This window comes from Amycolatopsis sp. FBCC-B4732 (genome assembly GCF_023008405.1).
In the GTDB taxonomy this organism is placed as follows: Bacteria; Actinomycetota; Actinomycetes; order Mycobacteriales; family Pseudonocardiaceae; genus Amycolatopsis; species Amycolatopsis pretoriensis_A.
Map to the genome: position 1 here is coordinate 3,965,038 of NZ_CP095376.1, position 23,158 is coordinate 3,988,195.

The 23,158-nt window shown below is 72.8% G+C and carries 20 protein-coding genes and 2 tRNA genes; 6 read left to right on the forward strand and 16 right to left on the reverse strand.

From position 1 onward, the window contains the following. Positions 1 to 3: 3 nt before the first annotated feature. Both MUY14_RS17110 and MUY14_RS17115 read right to left on the reverse strand, forming a co-directional pair. On the reverse strand, positions 4 to 444 hold the full coding sequence (locus tag MUY14_RS17110; RefSeq protein WP_247023997.1) for a hypothetical protein: 441 nt from the start codon (positions 442 to 444) through the stop codon (positions 4 to 6). 53 nt (positions 445 to 497) lie between these two features. Then, the gene (locus MUY14_RS17115) at positions 498 to 1,049 is read right to left on the reverse strand and encodes a hypothetical protein (protein ID WP_247023998.1); all 552 of its coding nucleotides are present in this window, start codon (positions 1,047 to 1,049) and stop codon (positions 498 to 500) included. A 128-nt stretch (positions 1,050 to 1,177) separates the two neighbouring features. Between MUY14_RS17115 and MUY14_RS17120 the strand changes: the two genes are divergently transcribed. Further along, a complete protein-coding gene (locus MUY14_RS17120) occupies positions 1,178 to 1,744 on the forward strand; it encodes a TetR/AcrR family transcriptional regulator (RefSeq protein ID WP_247023999.1) in 567 nt (188 codons plus the stop codon). 191 nt (positions 1,745 to 1,935) lie between these two features. Here the strand turns inward: MUY14_RS17120 and MUY14_RS17125 are convergent, their stop codons facing one another. Further along, entirely contained in the window at positions 1,936 to 2,448 is a 513-nt protein-coding gene (locus MUY14_RS17125) for a lytic polysaccharide monooxygenase auxiliary activity family 9 protein (RefSeq protein WP_247024000.1), read from the reverse strand. Positions 2,449 to 2,723: 275 nt separating this feature from the next. Here MUY14_RS17125 and lexA point away from each other — a divergent pair, with 275 nt between their 5' ends. Next, positions 2,724 to 3,377 (forward strand): transcriptional repressor LexA, encoded by a 654-nt coding sequence (gene lexA, locus MUY14_RS17130; protein ID WP_247024001.1) that lies wholly within the window; start codon positions 2,724 to 2,726, stop codon positions 3,375 to 3,377. A gap of 6 nt (positions 3,378 to 3,383) precedes the next feature. On the opposite strand, the gene MUY14_RS17135 is transcribed toward lexA, so the two are convergent. Then, on the reverse strand, positions 3,384 to 4,589 hold the full coding sequence (locus tag MUY14_RS17135; RefSeq protein WP_247024002.1) for a cytochrome P450: 1,206 nt from the start codon (positions 4,587 to 4,589) through the stop codon (positions 3,384 to 3,386). 99 nt (positions 4,590 to 4,688) lie between these two features. Here MUY14_RS17135 and MUY14_RS17140 point away from each other — a divergent pair, with 99 nt between their 5' ends. Continuing rightward, positions 4,689 to 6,143 carry an MFS transporter gene (locus MUY14_RS17140; protein WP_281506309.1) on the forward strand — a complete coding sequence of 485 codons (1,455 nt, stop codon included), beginning with the start codon at positions 4,689 to 4,691 and terminating at the stop codon, positions 6,141 to 6,143. A gap of 112 nt (positions 6,144 to 6,255) precedes the next feature. Then, entirely contained in the window at positions 6,256 to 7,002 is a 747-nt protein-coding gene (locus MUY14_RS17145) for an SDR family oxidoreductase (protein ID WP_247024003.1), read from the forward strand. Positions 7,003 to 7,023: 21 nt separating this feature from the next. On the opposite strand, the gene MUY14_RS17150 is transcribed toward MUY14_RS17145, so the two are convergent. Together MUY14_RS17150 and MUY14_RS17155 are read right to left on the reverse strand one after the other, a co-directional pair. Further along, positions 7,024 to 7,275, reverse strand: coding sequence for a DUF4287 domain-containing protein (locus MUY14_RS17150; RefSeq protein WP_247024004.1), 252 nt, complete (start codon positions 7,273 to 7,275; stop codon positions 7,024 to 7,026). Between the two features lie 67 nt (positions 7,276 to 7,342). Beyond that, the gene (locus tag MUY14_RS17155; RefSeq protein ID WP_247025159.1) at positions 7,343 to 8,086 is read right to left on the reverse strand and encodes a class I SAM-dependent methyltransferase; all 744 of its coding nucleotides are present in this window, start codon (positions 8,084 to 8,086) and stop codon (positions 7,343 to 7,345) included. 102 nt (positions 8,087 to 8,188) lie between these two features. On the opposite strand from MUY14_RS17155, the gene MUY14_RS17160 reads away from it, so the two are divergent. After that, on the forward strand, positions 8,189 to 8,785 hold the full coding sequence (locus MUY14_RS17160) for a TetR/AcrR family transcriptional regulator (protein WP_247024005.1): 597 nt from the start codon (positions 8,189 to 8,191) through the stop codon (positions 8,783 to 8,785). A 171-nt stretch (positions 8,786 to 8,956) separates the two neighbouring features. Here MUY14_RS17160 and MUY14_RS17165 read toward each other — a convergent pair. Continuing rightward, positions 8,957 to 9,028 (reverse strand) — tRNA-Val (locus MUY14_RS17165). A gap of 39 nt (positions 9,029 to 9,067) precedes the next feature. Next, positions 9,068 to 9,142 (reverse strand) — tRNA-Val (locus MUY14_RS17170). Between the two features lie 228 nt (positions 9,143 to 9,370). Between MUY14_RS17170 and MUY14_RS17175 the strand changes: the two genes are divergently transcribed. Further along, positions 9,371 to 10,825: a DHA2 family efflux MFS transporter permease subunit gene (locus MUY14_RS17175; RefSeq protein WP_247024006.1), complete on the forward strand. Its 1,455-nt coding sequence runs from the start codon at positions 9,371 to 9,373 to the stop codon at positions 10,823 to 10,825. A 1,009-nt stretch (positions 10,826 to 11,834) separates the two neighbouring features. Here MUY14_RS17175 and MUY14_RS17180 read toward each other — a convergent pair. The 8 genes from MUY14_RS17180 to MUY14_RS17215 all read right to left on the reverse strand — a co-directional run bounded on the left by MUY14_RS17180 (position 11,835) and on the right by MUY14_RS17215 (position 23,116). Further along, positions 11,835 to 15,170 (reverse strand): serine hydrolase, encoded by a 3,336-nt coding sequence (locus MUY14_RS17180; protein ID WP_247024007.1) that lies wholly within the window; start codon positions 15,168 to 15,170, stop codon positions 11,835 to 11,837. A gap of 26 nt (positions 15,171 to 15,196) precedes the next feature. Next, a complete protein-coding gene (locus tag MUY14_RS17185) occupies positions 15,197 to 16,114 on the reverse strand; it encodes an ABC transporter ATP-binding protein (RefSeq protein WP_247024008.1) in 918 nt (305 codons plus the stop codon). After that, positions 16,111 to 17,997 carry a dipeptide/oligopeptide/nickel ABC transporter permease/ATP-binding protein gene (locus MUY14_RS17190; RefSeq protein ID WP_247024009.1) on the reverse strand — a complete coding sequence of 629 codons (1,887 nt, stop codon included), beginning with the start codon at positions 17,995 to 17,997 and terminating at the stop codon, positions 16,111 to 16,113. Before MUY14_RS17190 ends, MUY14_RS17185 begins: the two co-directional genes overlap by 4 nt. 1 nt (position 17,998) lies before the next feature. Further along, entirely contained in the window at positions 17,999 to 18,979 is a 981-nt protein-coding gene (locus MUY14_RS17195; protein ID WP_247024010.1) for an ABC transporter permease, read from the reverse strand. Then, positions 18,976 to 20,565, reverse strand: a complete 1,590-nt coding sequence (locus MUY14_RS17200) for an ABC transporter substrate-binding protein (protein WP_247024011.1) — start codon at positions 20,563 to 20,565, stop codon at positions 18,976 to 18,978. Before MUY14_RS17200 ends, MUY14_RS17195 begins: the two co-directional genes overlap by 4 nt. Then, on the reverse strand, positions 20,562 to 21,452 hold the full coding sequence (locus MUY14_RS17205) for a serine hydrolase (RefSeq protein ID WP_247024012.1): 891 nt from the start codon (positions 21,450 to 21,452) through the stop codon (positions 20,562 to 20,564). Before MUY14_RS17205 ends, MUY14_RS17200 begins: the two co-directional genes overlap by 4 nt. Further along, positions 21,449 to 22,834, reverse strand: a complete 1,386-nt coding sequence (locus MUY14_RS17210) for a serine hydrolase (RefSeq protein ID WP_247024013.1) — start codon at positions 22,832 to 22,834, stop codon at positions 21,449 to 21,451. The genes MUY14_RS17205 and MUY14_RS17210 overlap by 4 nt, the downstream gene beginning before the upstream one ends. A 102-nt stretch (positions 22,835 to 22,936) precedes the next feature. Then, positions 22,937 to 23,116, reverse strand: a complete 180-nt coding sequence (locus MUY14_RS17215) for a hypothetical protein (RefSeq protein WP_247024014.1) — start codon at positions 23,114 to 23,116, stop codon at positions 22,937 to 22,939. Between the last annotated feature and the right edge of the window lie 42 nt (positions 23,117 to 23,158).

The window sequence follows — 23,158 nt, forward strand, 5'->3', positions numbered from 1 at the left end:
GGATCAGCGGCGGCCGGCGACCAGGATGACGAGGTACTGGCCGCCGCCCGGCTGGACGTCGGCGGTCACCGGCAGCCCGGGCACCAGGCGGGAGAACCGGTCCACCAGCCAGCCGGCCGCCTCCCGGGCGTCCTGCTCGGTCGGGCACCGGGCCACCATCTCGCGGCCCCCCTTGCGTTCCAGCCGCCCGGCCACGGTGATCAGCGGCGCGGGTTCGGCCACGTGCAGGCGATCCGGCCAGGCGATGACCACCTTGACCGCACCCTTGCGCGTGTTGCACCCCCGGTGCGCGAGCCGCTCGGGCACCTTGGCCTTCCGGTCGGCGGTCCGGCTGTCGACGCTGGGCCCCCGCGGATCGTTCACCGACATGCCGGGATCGACCGGCTCGTCGCACACCCAGCAGCGCCAGCCGTCGCGCTCGGCGACGTCATCGAGGAGACTCACCCGAGCAAACTAGCCTGCCGGGCCCCGCCGGGTTCAGGCAGTGCCGCGCGGCGCTAGTTCTTCGGCGCGCGACCCAGCCGCAGCGCGGAGACGAGGAAGAAGACGCCGCCCAGCGTCGCGTAGCCGGCCAGCGTCGTCAGCGAGGCACCGTCCTTTGTGGCCTGCAGGATGAACGAAGTCCCGGCCAGGACGGAGATCCCGCCGCTGAGGATCATCGGCCACTGCCCGCCCAGCGCACGACGGGCGATGCCGACGGCGAGCTGGACGGCGCCGGCCACGATCGCCCAGCTGCCCCACACGCGCAGGACGCCCGGGATGCCGGACGAGACGGCGAACGCCAGCCCGGCGGCGGCGAGCAGGCTGATCGCGACGTTGACGTACAGCGCCGGCACCGGCTGGCCCGCCCCCGACGTGCGGGCGTCGACCACGGCGGCGACGACGTCGAACAGCGGGTACAGCACCAGCAGCGCGACGCTGACCGGGCCGAGGCTCGACGCCGTCGCGAACAGCAGGCCGGCCCAGACGAGGGCGAACGCGAACCGGGCGAAGTAGAGCCGTCGCAGGGACGGCGCGATGCCGGCGGCCGGAACGGTGCGAGTGGTCATGCGGAGCTCCCGAAGTCAGGTAGACAGATCGTTCTATCTCATGACTATGGCAGCAGCTCGCCGCCTCCGTCAAGACCGACCGTTCTATCTGCTAATCTGAGTGCAGCACCGCGAGGCAGGAGGTCCCGTTGTCCGAAGCCCGAGCCAGGCTGCTTTCCTCGGCGAGCCGGCTGTTCTACACCGAGGGCCTCCACTCGGTCGGCATCGACCGGGTGATCGCCGACGCGGGCGTCACGCGCGCCACGCTGTACCGGCACTTCCCCAGCAAGGACGACCTGCTGGTCGCCTACCTGACCGAGGCCGACCAGGCCATCCGCGCCCAGGTGGCGGCCGCCCGTGAAGCGGGCGGCCCCCCGGCGGCCATCGTCCGCGCGGTGGCGACGTCGATCGCGGACGGCATCCGCTCCCCCGGCTTCCGCGGCTGCGCGTTCCTCAACGCGGCGGCGGAGTACCCCGACCCGGCCCACCCGGTCCACCAGGCGGTCCTGACCCACCGCACGTGGTTCCTGGAGACGGTGACCGAGTTGCTGGCGGCCACGGGCGAGACGGCCCCGGAGCCGGCGGCCCGCCATTTCGTGCTGCTCCGCGACGGCGCGATGGCGGCCGGCTGCCTGACCGACCCGGCCCCGATCTGCGAGACCTTCCTGCGCGGGGTCGACGGGATCCTGGAGTACCGGACCGCGGGAAAGAACTGACGCTCAGGAACCGGCGATCGAAGTCCACGTCGGCCGCGATGACGACGGCCCGCGGGTGGTCGCTCACGAGCAGTGCGGCGTCAAGGACGTCTACCGGCGCCCAGTCCCGCCGAACGACCGCCTGAGCGCGCGAGCGGCCGCCTGTGGAAAACCACCCGCCCGGGAGCCGCGCGCTCCCGGACGGGTGGTGGTCAGCCCACCTGCAGGTCGATGCAGGAGTAGAACGCGTTCGACGTGTCCGCGATGTTCCACACCGCCAGCACCGTCTGGCGTCCGGTGTGGCCGGACAGGTTCACCTGGTGCGAAAGGGTTGCCGGCGGCTGCTGGTTGTTGCCGCTGATGTCCGCGACCTTCTGGCCGCCGATGTAGTACTCGTAGTTCGTCGTGCGGTGGCGGGCGGTGAACGTCCACGTGAACGTCGCCGTCGTGCCGACCGGGGACGCGCGCCAGCCCTTGCTGTTGTCGTTGAGCTCGGCGAACTGCGCGTTGCCGCCGTTGCAGGACCGCAGGCCCTTCGGGCCCTCCACGCTCTGGGGCTCGTACTTGATTTCGCCGCACGACACCGTGCCCTGGGCGCACTGCGCCTGCCGGCTGGCCGGGGAGTTCACGTAGCCGTGCGCGCTCGCGATGCCGGCGGGGCTCACCACCACCAGGACCGGCGCCAGGAGTGCTCCCGCCGCAGCCGCGGTCAGTTTGCGGTTCATACCAGCTCCCTCGGGGACAGGCTCGCCTCCCGGCCGCCGGGTACGGCGAAGTCGCGGTCCGGGTCCCGTGGGGAACCCGCCCGCGCCGGGAAGGGTTACGAGCGAAGGAAAATTGTGGTCTAGACCATACGTCGATTCGACGTGTGGGTCAACAGATGACAAAGTCCCGGTTAATGTTGGTAAGGCGCCAACTGTCACCCGTTGTTCCGGTCAGCGGGACTCGCCGGGGCGGACCGGTCGGTGACGGAGGGACGCGAACCTCTAGGATCACGCCCGTGACCACCTACGACGACACCTTCGAGCACCTCGACGCCTCGGCCCTGCCGGAACGGCAGCAGAAGATCCTCGTGGCGATCCGGGACTGGGTGGTCCGGTACGGCTACTCCCCCAGCACCCGCGAAATCGGCGAGGCCGTCGGCCTGCTCTCGACGTCGTCGGTGTCGAAGCACCTGGCGAGCCTGGAGGACAAGGGTTTCCTGCGCCGCGGCGCCGGCGTGTCACGCCCGATGGACGTGCGCGCGTTCCTGCAGGGCGGCGAAGCGCGCGAGGACAGCGACTCGGTCCCCGTGCCCGTCGTCGGCGACATCGCCGCCGGTACGCCGATCTCCGCGGTCGAGCACGTCGACGACGTCCTCAAGCTGCCGCGCGACCTCACCGGGCGGGGCACCGTCTTCGGCCTGCGCGTCCGGGGCGACTCGATGATCGACGCCGCCATCTGCGACGGCGACATCGTCGTGGTCAAGCAGCAGAACGAGGCCCACTCGGGGCAGATCGTCGCCGCGATGATCGACGAGGAGGCGACGGTCAAGGTCTACCGCCGCCGCAACGGGCACGTCTTCCTCGAGCCCCGCAACCCCGCCTACGACGTCATCGACGGCGACCGGGCGGCGATCCTGGGCGTGGTCGTGTCGGTGCTGCGGAGCGTCTGACGCGCTTCACCAGGTGACCGGCAGCTCGTACACGCCGTACACGGATCCGTCGTGCTTGAACGGGATCCGCTCGACGCCGGTCGCCAGCGCGAGCGTCGGGATCCGCCGGTAGAGCGTGCGGTAGACGACCTGGAGCTCGAGCCGGGCCAGCGGCTGGCCGAGGCACTGGTGCACGCCGAAGCCGAACGCGACGTGCCGGTGCGAGTCGCGGCTCAGGTCGAGGCGATCGCCGTCCGGGAACACCGCCGGGTCGCGGTTGGCGATGTCGTTGGCCATGATCAGGCCCTCGCCCGCGCGGACGGTCACCCCGGCGATCTCGATGTCCTCGAGCGCGACGCGGCGGCGGCCGTTGTGCGTGATGTTCAGGTACCGCAACAGTTCTTCGACCGCCGACGCCACCAGCGCCGGGTCCTCGCTCTCGCGCAGCAGCGCCAGCTGGTCCGGGTGCTCCAGCAGAGCGAGCGTGCCGAGCGCGATCATGTTCGCCGTCGTCTCGTGGCCGGCGATCAGCAGCAGCACGCCCATCTGCGCCGCTTCGACGCGGGACAGCTCGCCGGCGTGCACGCGGCCCGCGAGCCCGGAGAGCAGGTCGTCGGCGGGCCGTTCGAGCTTCTCCCCCATCAGCCGGTCGAGGTAGCCCACCAGCGCCTGGTGCCCGGCCGCGCGCTCCTCCGGCTCGGCGTCGCGCCGGATGATGACCTTGCTGTTGTCCTGGAAGAAGTCGTGGTCGGCGTAGGGGACGCCGAGCAGCTCGCAGATCACCAGTGACGGCACCGGCAGCGCGAACGCCTCGACGAGGTCGACCGGCTTCGGCCCGGCCAGCAGGGCGTCGATCCGGTCGTCGACGATCTTCTGCACCGCCGGGCGCATGGCGGCGGTGCGGCGGATCGTGAACGGCGCGGTCACCATCTTGCGCAGCCGCGCGTGCTCGGGGTTGTCCATCAGGATGAAGCTGATGCCGGTGCCGCCCTTCGGCAGCGGCGCCGGGCTCGGGTAGCCGGGCCGCGTGACGTCGGCGCTGACGCGGGGATCCGCCAGCAGCGCGCGCTGGTCGGCGTAACGGGTCACCAGCCACGGCGTGCTGCCGTCCCACAGCCGGACGCGCGCGAGCGGCGCTTCCGCCTGCAGCTCCCGGGCCGCCGGCGGCGGGTCGAAGGGGCAGCCCGGGGCGCGGGTCATCGGGAACCCGGGGATTTCGGCGGTGCTCGTCATCGTTCCTCCGCGGTCGCCGTCAGTTCGTGATCAGTCAACCGAAGACTGCTACGCTAAGTCAAGCGACTGATTTAATTCGGACATCCCGACGGAGGACCCGTGCCCGACCCATCCACCCCTGTCGCCGAGGCGCCGTCACGCGCGAACCTCGTCGTCGGGATCCTCGCCTTCGCGGGCATCGTCGTCTCGCTGATGCAGACGCTGGTCATCCCGCTGATCCCGGCGCTGCCCGGGCTGCTGCACGCGTCCGCCGCCGACGCCACCTGGGCGATCACCGCCACGCTGCTCGCGGGCGCGGTGGCCACGCCGACGGTCGGCAGGCTCGGCGACATGTACGGCAAGCGGCGGATGCTGCTGCTCAGCCTCGGCGCGCTCGTGGCCGGCTCCACGATCGGCGCGCTGTCCGACAGCCTCGCGCCGATGGTCGCCGGGCGGGCGCTGCAGGGCCTCGCGGCCGGCGTGGTCCCGCTCGGGATCAGCATCATGCGCGACGAACTGCCCGCCGAGCGGCTCGGCTCCGCCACGGCGCTGATGAGCGCGTCGCTCGGCGTCGGCGGCGCGCTCGGCCTGCCCGCCGCGGCACTGCTGGCCGAAAACGCCGACTGGCACGTGCTGTTCTGGACGTCGGCCGGACTCGGTCTCGTGGTGGTCGGCCTGGTCGTCGCGCTGGTGCCGGAGTCCCCGGTCCGCACCGGCGGCCGCTTCGACGTGCCGGGCGCGGCCGGGCTCTCGATCGCGCTCATCTCCCTGCTGCTGGCGATTTCGAAGGGCGCCGACTGGGGCTGGGGCAGCCCGGCGACGCTGGGCCTGCTCGCGGTCGCGGTCGTCGTCCTGCTGCTGTGGGGCCGCTGGGAGCTGCGGACCGCGCAGCCGCTGGTCGATCTGCGCACGACCGCGCGGCGCCAGGTGCTGCTGACCAACATCGCCTCGGCGGTGTTCGGCTTCGCGATGTTCGCGATGTCCCTGGTCCTGCCCCAGCTGCTGCAGCTGCCCGCGGCGACCGGGTACGGGCTCGGCAAGTCGATGCTGGTGGTGGGCCTGGTGATGGCGCCGTCGGGGCTGGTGATGATGGCGCTGGCTCCGGTGTCGGCGCGCATTTCCCGCACGCGCGGCCCGAAGACGACGCTGATGCTCGGCGCCGTGGTCGTCGCGGCCGGGTACGCGCTGGGCATCGGGCTGATGAGCGCGACCTGGCAGCTCGTGGTCGTGTCGAGCACCATCGGCGCGGGCATCGGGCTGGCCTACGGCGCCATGCCGGCGCTGGTGATGGGCGCGGTGCCGGTTTCGGAGACCGCGGCGGCGAACAGCCTCAACACGCTGATGCGCTCGATCGGGACGTCGGTGTCGAGCGCGACGGCCGGGCTGGTGCTCGCGCGGCTGACGATCGATTTCGGGCCGGTGAGCCTGCCGTCGCAGAACGGGTTCCGGCTGGTGCTGGCGATGGGCTCGGCCGCGGCGCTGATCGCGCTGGCCGTCGCCGCGTTCCTGCCCAAGCGCTCCCCCGCCGCCACGGCCCCGGCGAGCCCCGAACCCGCCGCCGCGGTGAGCCGCTGACCGGCCGCCCGCCGTCCGGTTCGCGCGTGGTGCGCGTCCGGTCAGCGGCGGGCGCGAACCTTCCGGTCAGCACCGGGTCACCCACGGCCCGGACCGACCGGAGGAGCCGGACATGACGAAGAACGCTTTGGTGACCGGGGCTTCGCGCGGGATCGGCCGCGCGATCGCCCGGCGGCTGGCCGCGGACGGGGCCGTCGTCGCCGTGCACCACGGCGGCAACGAGGCCGCGGCCGAGGAGACCGTCGCGCTGATCGAGGAGGCCGGCGGCCGCGCCTTCCCCGTGTTCGCCCGGTTCGGCGAGGACGGCGCCGTGGACCGGCTGGCGGACGCGGTCGCCGAGGCGTTCGGCGGGCTGGACATCCTGGTGAACAACGCCGGCATCGGCTCGCACAGCACGCTCGGGGAGCTGACCGAGGCGGAGCTGGACCGGCTCCTCGCGGTCAACGTCAAGACGCCGATGCTGCTGATCCGGCGGCTGCTGCCGCTGCTCAACGACGGCGGGCGGGTCGTCACCGTCGGCTCGATGGCGTCGCGGATCGCGGTGCGGAGCCAGATCGCCTACACCGTCACGAAAGCCGCCGTCGAGGCGCTCGCCCCGACGCTGGCGAACGAGCTCGGCCGCCGCGGGATCACGGTCAACACGGTCGCGCCCGGGCCGATCCGGACCGACCTGACCGAGCCGCTGCTGGCGATCCCGGAGGCGGCGGCCGGTCTCACCGCGATGACCGCGCTCGGCCGGATCGGCGAGCCCGAAGACGTCGCCGGCGTGGTCGGGTTCCTGACCGGGCCGGACGGCCGCTGGGTCACCGGCCGCACCCTCGACGTCTCCGGCGGCACCTACCTCGGCCCGATCGGGTGAACGGCGGCGGCCGCCCGGGGATCACGCCCGGGCGGCCAAGCCGTCGAGGTGGAGCACGCCGTCGGTGTGGTGCGCGGCCACGAACTCCGGCCCCTTGGTGACGAGCCGGGCGATCGCCGTCGCGTGGCCGTGGCCCAGGCCGTGGTCCGCCTTCAGCCAGGCGACGACTTCGGCGTGCTTCGTGAGGTTCTTGCCCGCCGCCAGGCCGAGGAAGGCGCGCGGGGTGATGCCGGTCTGCTTCTCGGCGTTGTCGAGGTAGGCCTGGAAGGACATGGGGACTCCGTGGGTCGGTGGCGGGTCGTCGTGCTCTCGACCAAGTTCTCACCGACAACTTTTTTTGTCAAGGCTTCGCCGCGAAGACCGCCAGCGTCGTGTACGGCAGCACGAAGGGGCGGTCGATGGCCGCGCCGACGATGCCCAGCACCTCCGCGAGCGCGACCGGCTCCAGCCGCGTCAGGCCACCGGTCGTCGGCAGGAAGTCGAGCCATTCCTCGCGCGTGTAGCGCTTTTCCCAGGTGAACCGCCGAAGCTCGGGAGCAACGAACGCACCCGAGGCGCGGATGCCGTCGGCGAACCCGGTGAACATGACTTCGTACAGCTGCGCGGCGCTGCGCGACTCCCCCGCGAACGGCGCGTCGGGCAGCACCCGCCGGTACGCCTCGGCAAGCGCGTCCGCGACCGCGGCGGGCGGCTGGAAGACGTGGGCGAACGCGGCGAGCAGCCCGCCGGGGCGCAGCACGCGCGCCGCCTTGGCCGGGCCGGCGACCGGGTCGACCCAGTGCCAGGCCTGTCCCGCGACGACGGCGTCGAAGGTGCGGCCGGCCGGGTCCCAGTCCTCGAAGGTCGCGACTTCGACGTCGGTCCCCTTGTCGCTGGCGAAGGCGGCCATCCGGGCGTCGGGGTCGACGCCGAGCACCCGGCACCCGGCGGCGGTGAACTGCCGGGCCTCGATGCCGGTGCCGCAGCCGACGTCGAGGAGGTCCGGCCCCGGACCGGCGGCACGGACCGCCGTCACGAGTTCTTCGGGGTAGGGCGGGCGGGCGCGGTCGTAGCGTTCGGCGTCGGTCCCGAAGGACTCGGCCATCCGGCGTTCGCGATGGGGTTGAGTGGGCATGCGCCCACTCTAATGGGCGACCGCCCACTCGCGCCACGAGCGTTCGCCGGCGGCGTACCGGAGAATGGGGTCATGCCGACCGGGGTCCACCTGCGCGACGTCCGACAGCAGCTGTTCGCCGCCGCCGAACGGGTGCTGCTGCGCGCCGGCGCGAACGCGCTGACCAGCCGCGCGGTGACGGCCGAGGCCGATGTCGCCAAAGGGGTGCTGCACCGCTACTTCGCCGATTTCGACGACTTCCTGGCGGAGCTGGTGCGCGAACGCATCGCCCGGCTCCGGGACCAGGCGGTGCTGCTGCGCGCCGCCGCGGGGACGCGGACGGTCGCGGAAAACGTCACGGCCGCGCTGACGGAACTGTTCGACCCGGTTTCGGTGGCGCTCGTCAGCCTGGTCTTCTTCCGCGACGAGCTGCGGGCGCGGTTACGCCGTCCGGGTCACGGCCTGCCGATCCTGGCGGAGGCGCGCACGATGCTCGCGGACTACCTGACCGGCGAGCGCGAACTGGGCCGCGTCGCGGCGGACGCCGACGTGGATTCGCTGTCGCTGTCGTTGATCGGCGGCGGTCACCTGCTGTCCGCGGGCCGCCGGGAAGTACTGTCCGACGAGCGCGAACTGGTGCAGGTGGTCGAGACGGTGCTCGCGGACGTGCTGCAGCGCAAGCTGTTGTGACCGTCCGAAGTGGACACCCGCACCAACCTCGCCGGTGACCTCGCCAACTCGACCACACGGGGGTCCGGGGGGCTCGCCCCCGGCGGGGGCGTGGGGGCCCGGCCCCCACAGGACACAGAACGAGAAAGCCCCCGTTCGCGCATTCCGCGAACAGGGGCTCCCGCTTTCGAGTGGGCGATACTGGGATCGAACCAGTGACCTCTTCGGTGTGAACGAAGCGCTCTCCCCCTGAGCTAATCGCCCGGTGGTACCAACTTCCACGAGTTCCGGGGGACGGACTCGTGGTGCGCGATACTGGGATTGAACCAGTGACCTCTTCCGTGTCAGGGAAGCGCTCTCCCGCTGAGCTAATCGCGCGCTGGCGGAACTTGGTACTGACGGAAGCATATCGGATGCCCTCGAGTGCCTTCGCGGGGGCCTCCTCCATCGTGCGGTGTGACCCGCTGCACTGCGCAAATCGCCGTGACACGGGGGTGCCGAAACGGGCAGACTGCACTGGACAGCCCGCCTTCGCACCCGACCGTCGCCGGCCTCGAAGGCAAGACGTTCCGCCGGCCCGGCCGACCCAGGAGAGCACCCACCCCGATGACCGACACCGATTCCCGTCCACCCGCCGACCTGAACCGCGCTCCGGCGCGGGCGGGGCTCCTCATCGGGGTCCTCGTGCTGTCCGCGTTCGTGATGATCCTCAACGAGACGATCCTGAGTGTCGCCCTGCGCGACCTGACCGTCGACCTCCGTGTCCCGACGACGACGGTGCAGTGGCTGACCAGCGGGTTCCTGCTGACGATGGCCGTCGTCATCCCCACGACCGGGTTCCTGCTGGAGCGCTTTTCGCCGCGGCAGGTCTTCCTCTTCTCGCTTTCCGCGTTCAGCCTCGGCACGCTGCTGTGCGCGCTCGCGTCCGGCTTCGCGATGCTGATGGCCGGGCGCGTGGTGCAGGCGTGCGGCACGGCGGTGATGCTGCCGCTGCTGATGACGTCGGTGATGCGGCTCGTGCCGCCGGAGCGCCGCGGCGCGACGATGGGCACCATCACGATCGTCATCGCGGTCGCGCCCGCGATCGGCCCGACCATCGGTGGCGCGGTGCTGTCGTCGCTGGGCTGGCGCTGGATGTTCTGGATCGTGCTGCCGCTGTCGATCGCCGCGCTGGTGGCGGGGGCGCTGCAGCTGAAGCTGGACAGCGAACGCCGCCGCGTGCCGCTGGACGTGCCGTCGGTGCTGCTGTCGGCGATCGGCTTCGGCGGCGTGCTGTACGGGCTGTCCGCCGGTGGCGAACAGGCCGGGGTCGAGCCGCTGGTGCCGGCCTGGGTGCCGATCGTCGTCGGCGTCGTCTCGCTGGTCGTGTTCACCTGGCGCCAGCTGCGGCTGCAACGCCGCGACCGGGCGCTGCTCGACCTGCGGCCGTTCACGCACCGCAGCTTCGTCGTCTCGCTGGTGCTGACCGCGCTGCTGTTCGTCTGCCTGATCGGTGCGGCGGCGATCATGCTGCCGCTCTACCTGCAGACGGTGCTGCACACGACGACGTTCGTCAGCGGCCTGGCGGTCCTGCCCGGCGGCCTGGTGCTGGGCCTGCTCGGCCGCCCGGTCGGCGCGCTGTACGACAAGGTCGGCCCGCGCCCGCTGGTCATCCCGGGCGCCGGGGCGATGGCGGTGTCGCTGTGGCTGTTCACGATCCTGGGCCCGACCTCGCCGCTGATCGCGGTGATCGGCATCCACGTGCTGCTGATGGCCGGGCTCGGCCTGATGATGACGCCGCTGTTCACCGAATCGCTCGGCGTACTACCCGAAAACCTGTATTCCCACGGCAGCGCGATCCTTTCGACGCTGCAGCAGGTGGCGGGCGCGCTGGGCACCGCGGTGTTCGTCAGCGTGGCGACGCTGGGCAGCGACGACAAGACGGCGGGCAGCCCGGACGCATCCGGTTTGCACGCGGCGTTCGTGGTGGCGGGGTGCGTCGGGCTGGTCGCCTTCGCGGGAACCTGGCTGATCCGCCGTTCGACGCCGGGTGCGACTCCGGCGGCGAGCGCGCACCACTGAGGTTTCGTGGGCCGGCTCCGGACGCCGGCTGACGTCATGAACGACCCTTTCACCACGCCAGGCGTGGTGAAAGGGTCGTTCACGGCATTCGGCGGCGGACGCGAACCGGCTCCGGCGGTGCCCCGCGGTCTGGAATGAGTCATTCGAGACCTCCGCAGACACCTGCCTGATTCGCCGCTCGAACCGAAGCCCACCCCGGCCGCCAGCGCGCACCACTGAGGACGGCCTACTCCCGGACGCCAACCGACGTCATGAACGACCCTTTCACCACGCCGGACGCGGTGAAAGGGTCGTTCATGACATCCGGCGGCGGACGCGGACTGGCTTCGGCGGGTGCCGCGCCGTCTGGAATGAGTCATTCGAGACCTCCGCAAGCACCTGCCTGATTCGCCGCTCGAACCGAAGCCCACCCCGGCCGCCAGCGCGCACCACTGAGGACGGCCTACTCCCGGACGCCAACCGACATCATGAACGACCCTTTCACCGCGCCGGACGTAGTGAAAGGGTCGTTCATGACATTCGGCGGCGGACGCGAACCGGCTCCGGCGGTGCCCCGCGGTCTGGAATGAGTCATTCGAGACCTCCGCAGGCACCTGCCTGATTCGCCGCTCGAACCGAAGCCCACCCCGGCGACGAGCGCGCACCACTGAGGACGGCCTACTCCCGGACGCCAACCGACGTCATAAACGACCCTTTCACCACGCCGGACGTAGTGAAAGGGTCGTTCATGACATCCGGCCGCGGGCGCGGACCGGCGGGGGCGGGGGCGGGGGCGAGTCCACTTAGGACAAAAGAAAGTCCCGCTTCCGCTCGGCGAAGGCTGGGGGGAACCTGCGAGCGGAAGCGGGAGTTCGAGGCCGGTACGGGGGTCGCCTCGCGGCGAAAGGCACGACACGGCTCCAGCCGGACTGGTGTTCCGTGAAGGCAAGGGGTGAGGCCCGGGGACCCCTCCGTACCGACACCCGTTACAACGCCTCGCGCGCCGGGGTGTTCCCCGACGTGACCTGGCTCATTCCTTCACCTTCGGGGTCGCCCGGACGCCGCTGTGCAGGTACCGCTCGCCCGTCGGCAGCGTGTAGAACGTCACCGAAACCCAGCCCCTCATGCCCGCCGGGCTGTGGGCGAAGTGGCCCGGGCCGATCGGGACCAGGTCGTCCTCCGTCGTCGGGTCCGGTACCAGTGAGGCCAGCGAGCCCGTCACCGTCTGGCGGATCCGGAGCCGGCCCTCCTCGGTGAGGATCTCGATGCGCATCGACTCGCGCTCGTACACGCCCAGGAACTCCGAGACGTCCACCGCGGGCGGCTCGGCGGCCGGCTCGAGCGGGCGCGGCATCGAGACGCCCGCCAGCTCCGCGAAGATCTCCGCGTACAGCTCCTCGTACAGGTCGTGGGCGCTTCCGCCGTTCGTCAGCAGCGTGACCGCCAGGTCGTGGTCCGGCAGCACCCGCAGGAACGCCGACTGGCCGATCGTGTTGCCGTCGTGGCCGATCAGGCGGTGGCCGTCCCAGCCGAAGCGGATCCAGCCGAGGCCCCACGAGTCGCCGAGGGTGTGCTTGTCCGGCATCTCGAACTGCGCTTCGGTCATCGCCGCGGCCGACTCCGCCGACAGCACCCGGGAGCCGTCCGGGGCGAGGCCGCCCGCCAGGTGCATGCGGGCGAACGCCAGGACGTCCGACGCCGATGCCGTGATCAGGCCGGCCGGGCCCGCCGAGCGCGGGAGGCCCCACACCGGGGCCGGCTGCGGGTCGCCGTCGCCGCTGGCCACGTGGCCCGTCGCCGCGCGGAACAGCAGTGCTTCCTCCGGCAGGGTGCCCGTGCGGGTCAGGCCCAGCGGCGTGAACAGCCGCTCGCGCAGAGCCGCGTCCCACGTCTTGCCGGTGAGCTTCTCGATCACGCGCCCGATGAGGATGAACCCCGAGTTGCAGTAGGACAGCGTCGCCCCGAGCGGGTGGGTCTGCGCGGCCTGGTCCAGCACCTCGACGTACTTCTCGACGCAGTCGTCGCCGCGGCCGGTGTCGGTGAAGACGTCGCCGTCGATGCCGCTGGTGTGCGTCAGCAGGTGCCGCAGCGTCACCTTCTTGGTGACGTCGGGGTCGGCCAGCCGCAGCTCCGGCAGCACGTCAGCGATCGGGGCGTCGAGGCTCAGCAGGCCCTCGTCGACCAGCTGCATGGCCACGGTGGCCGTCCACACCTTGCTGATCGAGCCGATCTGGAACACCGAGTCGTCGGTGACCTCGACCCCGGTGGTCTTGTTGAGCACCCCGAAGCTCGCGACGACCTCGTCGTCGCCGCGCAGGATGCCGAGCGTCGCCCCGGGCACGCGGTGCTTGCGGGCGAGCTCGGCCAGGCGCCGCCGCCAGTGGGCGGTGTCGAGCGGGACGCGCGCAGGCTTGCCCGGCTCCCCCGCGTGCTGCTCCACCCAGTCCACGATCCGCCGGTTGAAGTCCACGCGGTGCGACGGCCGGCCGTCGAGGATGAACAGGTGGGAGGAGCCCGGGTAGAGCACCAGCCGGGCCGGCACGCCCTGCTCGCGCAGCGCGGTGAACCACTGCTCGGCCTGCCCGGCCGGGCACCGGTCGTCGTCCGCGCCGTGCACGACCAGCGTCGGCGTGCGCACCTTTTCCACCTGCGCCAGCGGGGAAAGCGCCGCGTAGTGCGCCCGGTTTTCCGAGGGGAGCGCGCCGAGTTCGGCGACGCCGAGGAAGTGCCCGGCGTCGGACGTGCCCGCCATGCTCACCGGGTCGCTGACGACGCCGCCCGCGACCGCCGCGGCGAACCGGTCGTCGCGGCTGGTCAGGTAGCAGGTCATGTAGCCGCCGTAGCTGTAGCCGGACACGGCGAGCCGCCGCCCGTCCGCCACCCCCTCGGCGACCAGGTCGTCCAGCGGCTCGAGGAAGTCCTTGGCGTCGGCCAGGCCCCACGCGCCGACCGCGCCGGTGAAGAACGCTTCGCCGTAACCGTCGCTGCCGCGCGGGTTCAGCAGCAGCACCGCCCAGCCACGGGCGGCGAGCTGCTGGTGGTAGACGTGCACGGCGTCGGCGGTGCCGTTCCACGCGTTGTGCGGGCCGCCGTGGATGTCCAGCAGCAGCGGCAGCGGGCCGGTGCGGGCCGGGTCGCGCAGCAGCCAGCCGTGCACGACCGTGCCGTCGGAGACGGTGAACTCCCGCTCCTCGTGGGTGAACAGCTCGAGTTCGCCGTCACCGTGCGAAGTGCGGACCGCCACCGCTCCCCCGCCGACGCCGACGGTCGCGATCTCGCCGTACGACGTCGTCGTGGTCAGCACGACCGCCGCGGTGTCCCCGGCGACGCTGAGGCCGGCCACGGCGTTCCCGGCTTCGCCCAGGACCAGCCGCGGCTCGCCGCCGGTGACGTCGACGGCGTAGAGGTGCGTGTACCCGCGGTCGCGGACGCAGAACAGGACCTCGGAACCGGCGAGCTGCGGCAGCGCGCCCGGGTAGCCGGCGCCGCCCGGCATGACGTTGCGGTCGAGCGACGCGGCGAGGTCGACGGTTTCGCCGCCGTCGAGGGGAACCCGCAGCAGCCCGGCGTGGCCCGTCGCGGTGTCGCGGCGGCCGACGACGAGCAGCGCGCCGCCGTCGGCGGTCCAGGTGACCGTCCCGCACATGCCCTCGCCCGAGCCCACCAGCTCCGGTTCGGCCGAGCGGTCGCCGGCGTCGAGGACGTAGGCGCCCGACCGGAAGGTCAGGTCGCCGTCGGCGTCCCGGCCCGCGGGGAAGGCCAGCTTCGCGCCGTCCGGCGACCAGGCCGGGTCGCCCGCGTGCCAGTCACCCGACGTCACCCGGCGGACCTCGCCGGTGGCGACGTCGAGGACGTGGACGTGCTTGCGCAGGGTGCGCAGGAACCCGGCGCCGTCGGCCTTGAAGTCGATGCGGTCGGCGACCACCGGCGCGTGCGCGCGCCGGCCTTGGGCGCCCGGGTCCTCACCCTCTTCGGCGTGGAGGTCGATCGGGGCGCTGAAGGCGATCTCGGCGCCGTCGGGGCGCCACACCGGCGTGCCCGCGCCGAGCGGGAGCGTGGTGACCTGCTCGGGTTCGCCGCCGCCGGCGGGCAGCAGCCACAGCTGCGCCGGGCCGTCCTGGGCGCGCAGGAACGCGAGCCGAGTGCCGTCCGGGGAGAACGCCGGGGCGACGTCGGCCTTGCCTCGGGTGAGCCGCCGGGCCGGGCCGCCGCCGGTGGCGACCTGCCACAGCGAGCGGGTGTCTTCGTCGGAGTCGCGGTCGGCGGTGCGCACCACGTACGCGATCCGGTCGCCGTCGGGCGAAATCGCCGGCTGCTCGGGGAACTCGAGGGCGTACAGGTCGTCGGTGCCCAGACGTCGGGTCATGCGGGATCTCCTTGGGGGAAACGGGTTCACGCGGCGAAGTGGCAGGCCGCCCGGTGCGGGCGGTCCTCGGTGCCCGCGGCCGGGTCGGTGCGGACGCAGACGGTGCGGTCGGTGTGCACGAGCGGGCCGACCGGGCACCGCGGGTGGTAGCGGCAGCCGGGCGGCGGGTGGTGCGGGTCGGCGGGTTCGGTGTCGGCGAGGGCGTCGTCGCCGTCGAGCAGGTTCCGGTGCGCGGACGGCGCCGCGGCCAGCAGCTCCTTCGTGTACGGGTGCCGCGGGTCGGTGAGCACCTGCTCGGCCGGCCCGGCTTCGACGATCCGGCCGAGGTACATCACGGCGACGACGTCGCTGACGTACCGCACCACGGCGAGGTTGTGGGAGATGAACAGCATCGACAGGGAAAGCCGCCGCTGCACGTCCCGGACGAGGTTGAGCACCGCGCCCTGCACCGAGACGTCGAGCGCGGAGGTGATCTCGTCGGCGATCAGGACTTCCGGCTGCCCGGCCAGCGCCCGGGCGAGCGCGACACGTTGCCGCTGCCCGCCGGACAGCTGACCGGGCAGCACCCCCGCCCGATCGGGGTCCAGGTGCACCAGTTCGAGCAGCCGGGCCACTTCGGCCTTCCGCCCGGGGCCGCGGGGCATCGCCTCGGCGATCGACTCGCCGATCGCCATCCGCGGGTCCAGCGACGAATACGGGTCCTGGAACACCATCTGCAGCGGGCGCCGCCGGGGCAGCCGCCGCACGTCGGTGCCGTCGAGCCGGACCCGGCCCGCGCTGACCGGGGCGAGCCCGGCCGCCGCCCTGGCGAGGGTCGACTTGCCCGAGCCGGACTCGCCGACCAGGCCGACGACCTGTCCGGACGGGACGGTCAGGGTGACGCCGTCGACCGCGGTCAGCTTGCCGTAGCGGACGCTCACCGCGTCGAACTCCAATGCGCTCACGCGGCACCCTCCTCATGGGACTGTCCGGAAAGGACACCGGCCGGGGCGTGCCAGCAGGCCACCCGGTGCCCGGCTCCGGCCGGTTCGAGCACGGGGTCCTCGGTCCGGCAGCGCTCCGAAGCCAGCGGGCACCGGTCGGCGAACGCGCAGCCGGCCGGCACCTGGTCCGGGGCCGGCGGGCGGCCGGGGATCACGGCCAGCGGCTCGTCGCGGTCGGTGTCGAGGTCCACCGTCGTGGCCAGCAGCGCCCGCGTGTACGGGTGCCGGGCCTCGCCGCCGGCCGGCAGGTCCTCGACCACGCGCCCGGCGTACATCACCAGCATCCGTTCGCACGTCTGGGAAACGACGGCGATGTCGTGGCTGATGAGCAGGATCGCCGCGCCCTCGGCTTCGCGCGTGCGGGCGAGCAGGCGCAGCACCTGCCGCTGCACGGTGACGTCGAGCGCGGTCGTCGGCTCGTCGGCGATGATCAGCCGGGGCTCGCCCATCAGGCCCATGCCGATCATCGCCCGCTGCCGCATGCCGCCGGAGAACTCGTGCGGGTACTGCCGCGCCCGCCGGGCCGCGGCCGGGACGCGCACCGCGGTCAGCTTCCCGACCGCGCGGGCGAACGCCTCGCGCCGCGACAGGCCGTGGTGCTGCTCGGACACCTCGGCGAGCTGGCCGCCGACCCGGCGGGCCGGGTTGAACGACGTCATGGGGTCCTGGAACACCATGGCCAGCGACGTGCCGAGCTCCCGGTCCGAAGCCGACGCCAGGGGCTTCCCGGCGAACTCGAGCCGGTCGGCGGTGACCACACCGGGTGCTTCGATCAGCCGGGACACGGCCAGCGCGGTCAGGCTCTTGCCCGAACCGGACTCGCCGACGACGCCGATCGCTTCGCCCGCGCGGACGGTGAAGCTGACCCCGCGCACCGGCACGGTCCAGCCGTCCGGTCCGGGGAACGCCACCTGGAGGTTCTCCACGACGAGCACCGCGTCGCCGCCCGCTTCGGCGGCGGGCGCGGGCCGGGCCCCCGGCAGCGGGCCCGCCGCGCGCCGGGCCGGGCGCGTCCGGACCCCGACCACCGCGGCGACCGTCTCCCCGACCAGGTTGAACGCCAGCCCGGCGAGCACCACCGCCGCGGCGGGCGCGAGTGCGGCCACCGGGCTGACGTAGATGCCGTCCAGGCCCTCGCGCAGCAGCCGGCCCCAGTCGTAGTCCGGCGCCTGCACGCCGATCCCGAGGAACGACAGCCCCGCGAAGGCGAGCAGCGACGAACCGGCCCCGATGGTCGCGTTGACGACGAGGGGTTCCCCGATGTTGGGCAGCACGTGCCGGGCCAGCAGCCGGATCCGGCCGACGCCGGCGAGCCGGGCCGCGTCGATGAAGTCGCGCCCGCTCACCGACGCCGAGAGCGTCTGCACGAGCCGGGCGAACGCCGGCGCCATCGCGAACGCGATCGCCAGCACCGCGCCCTGCGTGCCGACGCCGAAGATCACCGCGAAGAACAGCGCCAGCAGCAAGCCGGGGAACGCCACCGCGATGTCGACGGCCGCGACGAGCAGCCGCCCCGCCCACCGCGGCAGCACCGACGGCAGCGTCCCGAGCACGACCCCGGTGCCGACGCCGATCGCGGTCGCGAGGACCGCGAGCCCGATCGAAAGCCGGGTCGCCACCAGGGTGCGGAGCAGCAGGTCCCGGCCGAGGGAGTCGGTGCCGAACGGGTGCGCACCCGAGGGGCCCTGGCCGATCGCGTCGGTGTCGATCGCCGCGGCGCCGTCGCCCCACACGAGCGGGGCCACCAGCGCCAGCACGATCACCACCGCCAGCAGCACCGCCGAACACGCGCCCACCGGGGTGCGCACGGCCGCGACCCACACCGAACCACGTCGTCGCACCATCTCAGGCCTCCCGAATCGCCGAGCGGGGGTCGAGCACCCCGAGCACGACGTCGACCAGCAGGTTGACCAGCAGCACGCCGACGCCGTAGACCAGCACGATCCCCTGCACCAGCGGGTAGTCCTTCGTCACGATCGACTGCACGATCGTCGAGCCGAGGCCGGGCCAGGCGAACACGTTCTCCACCAGGACCGTGCCCGCCACCATCGAGGTCAGCATCAGCCCGCCGAGGGTGAGCGTCGCGGTCAGCGCGTTCGGCAGCGCGTGCCGGACGTAGACCAGCCGCGCGGGCAACCGCTTCGCCCGCGCGGTGCGGACGAAGTCGGCGCCCAGCACGGAAAGCAGCTCGACCCGGATGATCCGGGCCAGCACCGCCGCCGGCCCGATCGCCAGTGCCGCCACCGGCAGCACGTACCCGCTCACGTCGTCGGCGCCCGCGACGGGGAACCAGCCGAGGCCGACGGCGAGCAGCGCCACCAGCCCGACCCCGATCAGGAATTCGGGGATGGCGGCGACGAGCACGCTCACCGAGGTGAAGCCCAGCTCCGCGCCCCGGCGGCGGCCGCCGCGCGTGAGCACCGCGAAGCCGACGCCCACCGGGACGGCGACGGCGACCACGACCGCGAAGGCGAGCACCGCCAGCTGCAGTGTCGACGGCAGCCGGTCGCCGATCACCTGCGCCACCGGCTGCCCGCTCGCCATCGACGTCCCGAAGTCCCCGGTCAGCAGGTTGCGCACGTAGTGCCCGTACTGCACCCACAGCGGGTCGTCCAGGCCCAGCTCCGCCCGTTTCGCCGCCACCAGCGCGGCGGGCGCGGTCATCCCGAGCGACGCGCGCACCGGGTCGCCGGGGACCAGGTGGATCATCAGGAACGCCGCGGTGAGCAGCGCCCACAGCGAGACGGCGAACCGGGCCAGCCGCCGCGCGGCGAAGGCCGGCCACGGGCCGCCGCGCAGCCGGGGTGCTGCCGCCGCCGTGGTCACTTCGCCAGCATCCGGATCGACGACGGCGTCAAGCTTCCCTGGCTGAGGGCGAACTTCGCGCCGCTGGCGTAGGTCGGCACCACCGAGTCGAAGTAGGGCACCGCGTCGACCCGCTTGATCAGCGCGGTCTCCGCCGCGTTCCAGTCCGCGCAGCTCGCGTCGCCGGGCTTGCTCGCCGCCTGCTGCGCACCCTGGTCGTACCCGGGGTTGGCGATGTGGGCGAAGTTCGTCCCGTCGGGCGCGGCCGGGCCGGAGACGAACGGCACCAGCTGGCTCGGCAATGAGAACCCGACCGGGCCGAGGGAGACCTCCCACTCGCCGGTGCCGAACAGCACCTGGCTGAGCCCGGGGCTGTCGACCGCCTTGAGCGCGACGTCGGCACCGAGCGACTTCCACGTCTGCTGGACCAGCTCCGCGGTCGGCGCCATCGTCGGGCCGAGCTGGGTGCCGTAGAGGACGGTGAGCGAAAGCTTCTTGCCGTCCTTCGCGCGCACGCCGTCCGCGCCCTTCTTCCAGCCCGCGGCGTCCAGCGCGGACGCCGCCGCGGCCGGGTCGTGGGCCGGCAGGTTGCCGGTGACGGTGTCGCCCGGGCACACCTCCGGCTCGTTCGTGATCATGCCCTGCGACGGCCGGCCGGCGCCGCTGGTCAGCACCTTGCCGAGCTGGGGCAGGTCGAGCGCCTGGGTCAGCGCCCGGCGGACGGCTTCGTCCTGCCCGGGCCGCCCGGCCGCCTGGTTGTAGAACACCTCGCCCATCGGGGCCGTGAAGTCGACGTGGAAGAGCTTGCGCCCGTCCAGCCGCTGCCGGTCCGGTCCGTTGATCTGGGCCGCGTTCAGCTCGCCGGACAGCAGCAGGTTGGTGGCGGTCGTGGTGTTCTGGATGACCCGCACGACGACCTTGTCCGGCAGGCCCGGCTCCGCCTTCCAGTCGCCGGGGCCCCACGCGTAGTCCTTGCGGCGGGTGAACGTGTAGTGGTCGTTGGGCACGGACTCGGCGACGGTGAACATCCCCGTGCCGGCCTCGCCCTTGGCGAGCAGCTTCCGGTCCGCGAGCCCCTTGGCGCAGGCGATCGGCACCCCGCCGACGTTGCGGGCCAGGAAGGCGTCCGGCTTGCCGCTGGTGACGGAGATCGTGCGGGTCGCCTCGTCCGCGGTCGCCTTGGTCCCCGGCGCGATGTAGAGGCCGGCGATGGGCGACTTGTTCGCCGGGTCGCCGATGAAGTTGATGTTGGCCGCGACGTCGGCGGCGGTCAGCGGGCTGCCGTCGGCGCACGTGAGGCCCTGGCGGAGGGTGAAGGACGCGGTCGTCGTCGACGCTTCCCACTTCGCGGCCAGCCCGGCGACCGGCTTGCCGGCGTCGTCGAGGTTCAGGAGCGTGTCGTAGAGGAACCGGTCGACCTGGAGGGCCACCGAGAGCACGGTCATGTGCGGGTCGAGGCTGCCGGGGTCGGAGCCGACGCCGAGGCTGAACGTCTTGCCGTCGACCGGCGTCCCGTCCCCGCTCCCGGCGCTTCCCGATCCCCCGCAGGCGGTCGCGGTGAGCGCGAGCACCCCGAGCACGACCCCCGCCGTCCGAGTCCTGGTCATGGCGTTTCCTTCCGGAGGTGGTCCACGGCGAGGCGGGCGGCCTTGCCGATGGCGGCGTCGACGGCGGGCTGCCGCTCGGCCAGGGAGTCCGCGCGGGTGAAGACCGCGACGGCGAACCGGCGGCCGTCCGGGAAGGACACGACGCCGGCTTCGTTGCGGACGGCGGGCAGGGTGCCGGTCTTGGCCGCGACCGCGACGTCCGAGCCGAACCCGGAGGAGATCCGGTGCGGCCAGATCTGCTGCGCCATGATCGTGCGCACCCGCTCGCACGCGGCCGGTTCGGCGGCCCGGCCGGTCCAGATCGCTTCGAGCAGCGTCGTGGTCTCCCGGGGCGTGGACGACGACGTCCGCTCGGGGTCGAGCGCCGCGAGCTTCCAGATCTGTTCGGGGCTCGCGCCGGCGAACACCGCTTCGAGGTCGGAGTCGTCGGACGCGCCCAGGTCCGCGAGCACCGAGGCGAAAAGGTCTTCGCAGCAGCCGATCAGGCGGGTGCGCTCCAGGCCGAGGTCGGCGAGGACGCGGTCGACGGCGGCCTGGCCGACGCGGTGGAAGATGACGTCGGTGGCCGCGTTGTCGCTCATGGTCAGCATGAACAGCGCGAGGTCGCGCCAGCTCAGCTCGACGTCGTCGGCGCAGCCGGCGGTGCCGATCCCGCCGATACGGTAGCGCTTCCCGACGCGGGTCCGCGCGGTTTCGTCCAGCAGCCCGGCCACGACCTCCCGCGCGTAGGCGACGGCGACCGGGATCTTGAACACCGACGCGAGCACCACCGGGTCGTCCGCGCCGACGGCCACCTCGGCCTCGCCGCCGAGCTCCCGCGCGTGCACGAACCCGCGGGCGCCGGCCGCGGTGAAGACGTCCGCGATCCTCGCTTCGACCGGGCTCACGCGCGCACCCGCCGATCGGCGCGGCCGGTGTGCAGGTACAGCGCGCGCCCGGTGCCGTCGTCGCCGACGAACGCGTGCGGCAGGTACATGCCCTGCATCGGCTCGGCCAGGATCAGCGTGTCGCCGTTCATCGCGACCAGCTCGGTCTTCTCCGGCTTGGCCAGCTCCGCGAAGATCCCCTTCGGGACGCGCTCGACCCAGACGCGGCCGTCGTCGTCCTGGCTGACCACGATGTCCGCGACCGAGGACGAGTACTCGCCGACGTATCGCGCGGCGTCGATGCGCGGCGCCTCCGGGTTCGGCACCGGCGGCACCGCGAGCTCGATGCCGGTCAGTTCCCTGAGCAGGTGGCCGACGATCTCGGTGTAGAGGGCGATCGGGTTGCCGCCGTTGGTCAGCAGCGCCACCGCGACGCCGTGCTCCGGAGCCAGGCGCAGGAAGGACGACTGGCCGATCGTGCCGCCGTCGTGGCCGACGACCGCGCCGCCGTCCCAGTCGAACAGCGACCAGCCGAGGCCCCACGCGTCGCCCATCAGGCCGAGGTCGGGCAGTTCGACGGTGCGTTCCCGCATCGCGCGGGCGCTTTCCGCGCTGAGCACCCGGGTGCCGTCGGCGCCTTCGCCGTCACGCAGGTGCATCGCGGCGAACGTCACCAGGTCCCGCGGGCGCATGGCGAGCATCGCGCCGGCCGGGGCGTTGGACGGTGCCAGCGCCCAGACGCCGGCGGGTTCGGGGTCGGCGCCGGGCTCCGGCGTCAGGTGCCCGAGCGCGGCCCGGAACCGGATGGCCTCGTACGGGCTCGCGGCGGCGTGCGTCAGTCCCAAGGGGACGAACAGGTACTCGGCCAGGCAGTCGTTGTAGGACCTGCCCCGCAGCACTTCCACGACCCGGCCGAGGACGCAGAACGCGGCGTTGTTGTAGGAGAACATCTCGCCGGGCGCGAACAGCTGCGGGACGTCGTGCAGGGTGGCCAGGTACTTCTCGACGCAGTCGTCGCCGCGGCCGGTGTCGGTGAAGATGTCGCCTTCGAAGCCGGAGGTGTGGCACATGAGCTGCCGGACGGTGATCCGCGCGGCTGCGTCTTCGTCGGCGATCTTGAACTCGGGCAGGTACGTCCGGACCGGCTGGTCGAGGTCGAGACGGCCTTCGTCGACCAGCTGCAGGGCCAGGGTGGTCGTCCAGATCTTGGTGATGGACCCGATCTGGAACAGCGAATCGACGTCGGCCTCGACGCCGGTGCCCTTGTTGAGCACCCCGGCCGCGTGGTCGATGATCTCACCACCGGCGTACACGGCGACGGATGCGCCGGGCACTCCGTGTTCGGCCAGCAGGGCGGGGAGCCGGCTGTCCAGCCAGGCGGAGAGTTCGGTGAGCTTCGACATGGTTGCCTCTCGTGGCGACGGTGGGGAACCGGCGATTCGGGGATGCTAGGACGGGTCCCGGGGCGGCCGGTTCGTCGAAACCGACGAGACCCGGGGAAACTTTCATCGCGGGCGACGAACCGCCCGCAGCCGGTGGCCCACCTCGGCCCGCACCGCCGCGTACCGCACCACGACCAGGACCTTGACCCGGGACGCGGTGACGGCGGCCCCGGTCGCGAGCGAGCGGGCTCGTACCCCGGCCTCGGCCGCCCAGCGGCCGAGCACCTGTTCGGCTGACTCCATGGAACCCTCCGTCCGTTGTGGACTGTCCGGTCGTGCGGCCCG

Bases quoted from the DNA above. Each gene is read 5' to 3' on its own strand.
- MUY14_RS17115 (WP_247023998.1), bottom strand. From the start codon at position 1,049: ATGACCACTCGCACCGTTCCGGCCGCCGGCATCGCGCCGTCCCTGCGA.
- MUY14_RS17125 (WP_247024000.1), bottom strand. From the start codon at position 2,448: ATGAACCGCAAACTGACCGCGGCTGCGGCGGGAGCACTCCTGGCGCCG.
- MUY14_RS17135 (WP_247024002.1), bottom strand. From the start codon at position 4,589: ATGACGAGCACCGCCGAAATCCCCGGGTTCCCGATGACCCGCGCCCCG.
- MUY14_RS17145 (WP_247024003.1), top strand. From the start codon at position 6,256: ATGACGAAGAACGCTTTGGTGACCGGGGCTTCGCGCGGGATCGGCCGC.
- MUY14_RS17150 (WP_247024004.1), bottom strand. From the start codon at position 7,275: ATGTCCTTCCAGGCCTACCTCGACAACGCCGAGAAGCAGACCGGCATC.
- MUY14_RS17155 (WP_247025159.1), bottom strand. From the start codon at position 8,086: ATGGCCGAGTCCTTCGGGACCGACGCCGAACGCTACGACCGCGCCCGC.
- MUY14_RS17160 (WP_247024005.1), top strand. From the start codon at position 8,189: ATGCCGACCGGGGTCCACCTGCGCGACGTCCGACAGCAGCTGTTCGCC.
- MUY14_RS17175 (WP_247024006.1), top strand. From the start codon at position 9,371: ATGACCGACACCGATTCCCGTCCACCCGCCGACCTGAACCGCGCTCCG.
- MUY14_RS17180 (WP_247024007.1), bottom strand. From the start codon at position 15,170: ATGACCCGACGTCTGGGCACCGACGACCTGTACGCCCTCGAGTTCCCC.
- MUY14_RS17190 (WP_247024009.1), bottom strand. From the start codon at position 17,997: ATGGTGCGACGACGTGGTTCGGTGTGGGTCGCGGCCGTGCGCACCCCG.
- MUY14_RS17200 (WP_247024011.1), bottom strand. From the start codon at position 20,565: ATGACCAGGACTCGGACGGCGGGGGTCGTGCTCGGGGTGCTCGCGCTC.
- MUY14_RS17210 (WP_247024013.1), bottom strand. From the start codon at position 22,834: ATGTCGAAGCTCACCGAACTCTCCGCCTGGCTGGACAGCCGGCTCCCC.
- MUY14_RS17215 (WP_247024014.1), bottom strand. From the start codon at position 23,116: ATGGAGTCAGCCGAACAGGTGCTCGGCCGCTGGGCGGCCGAGGCCGGG.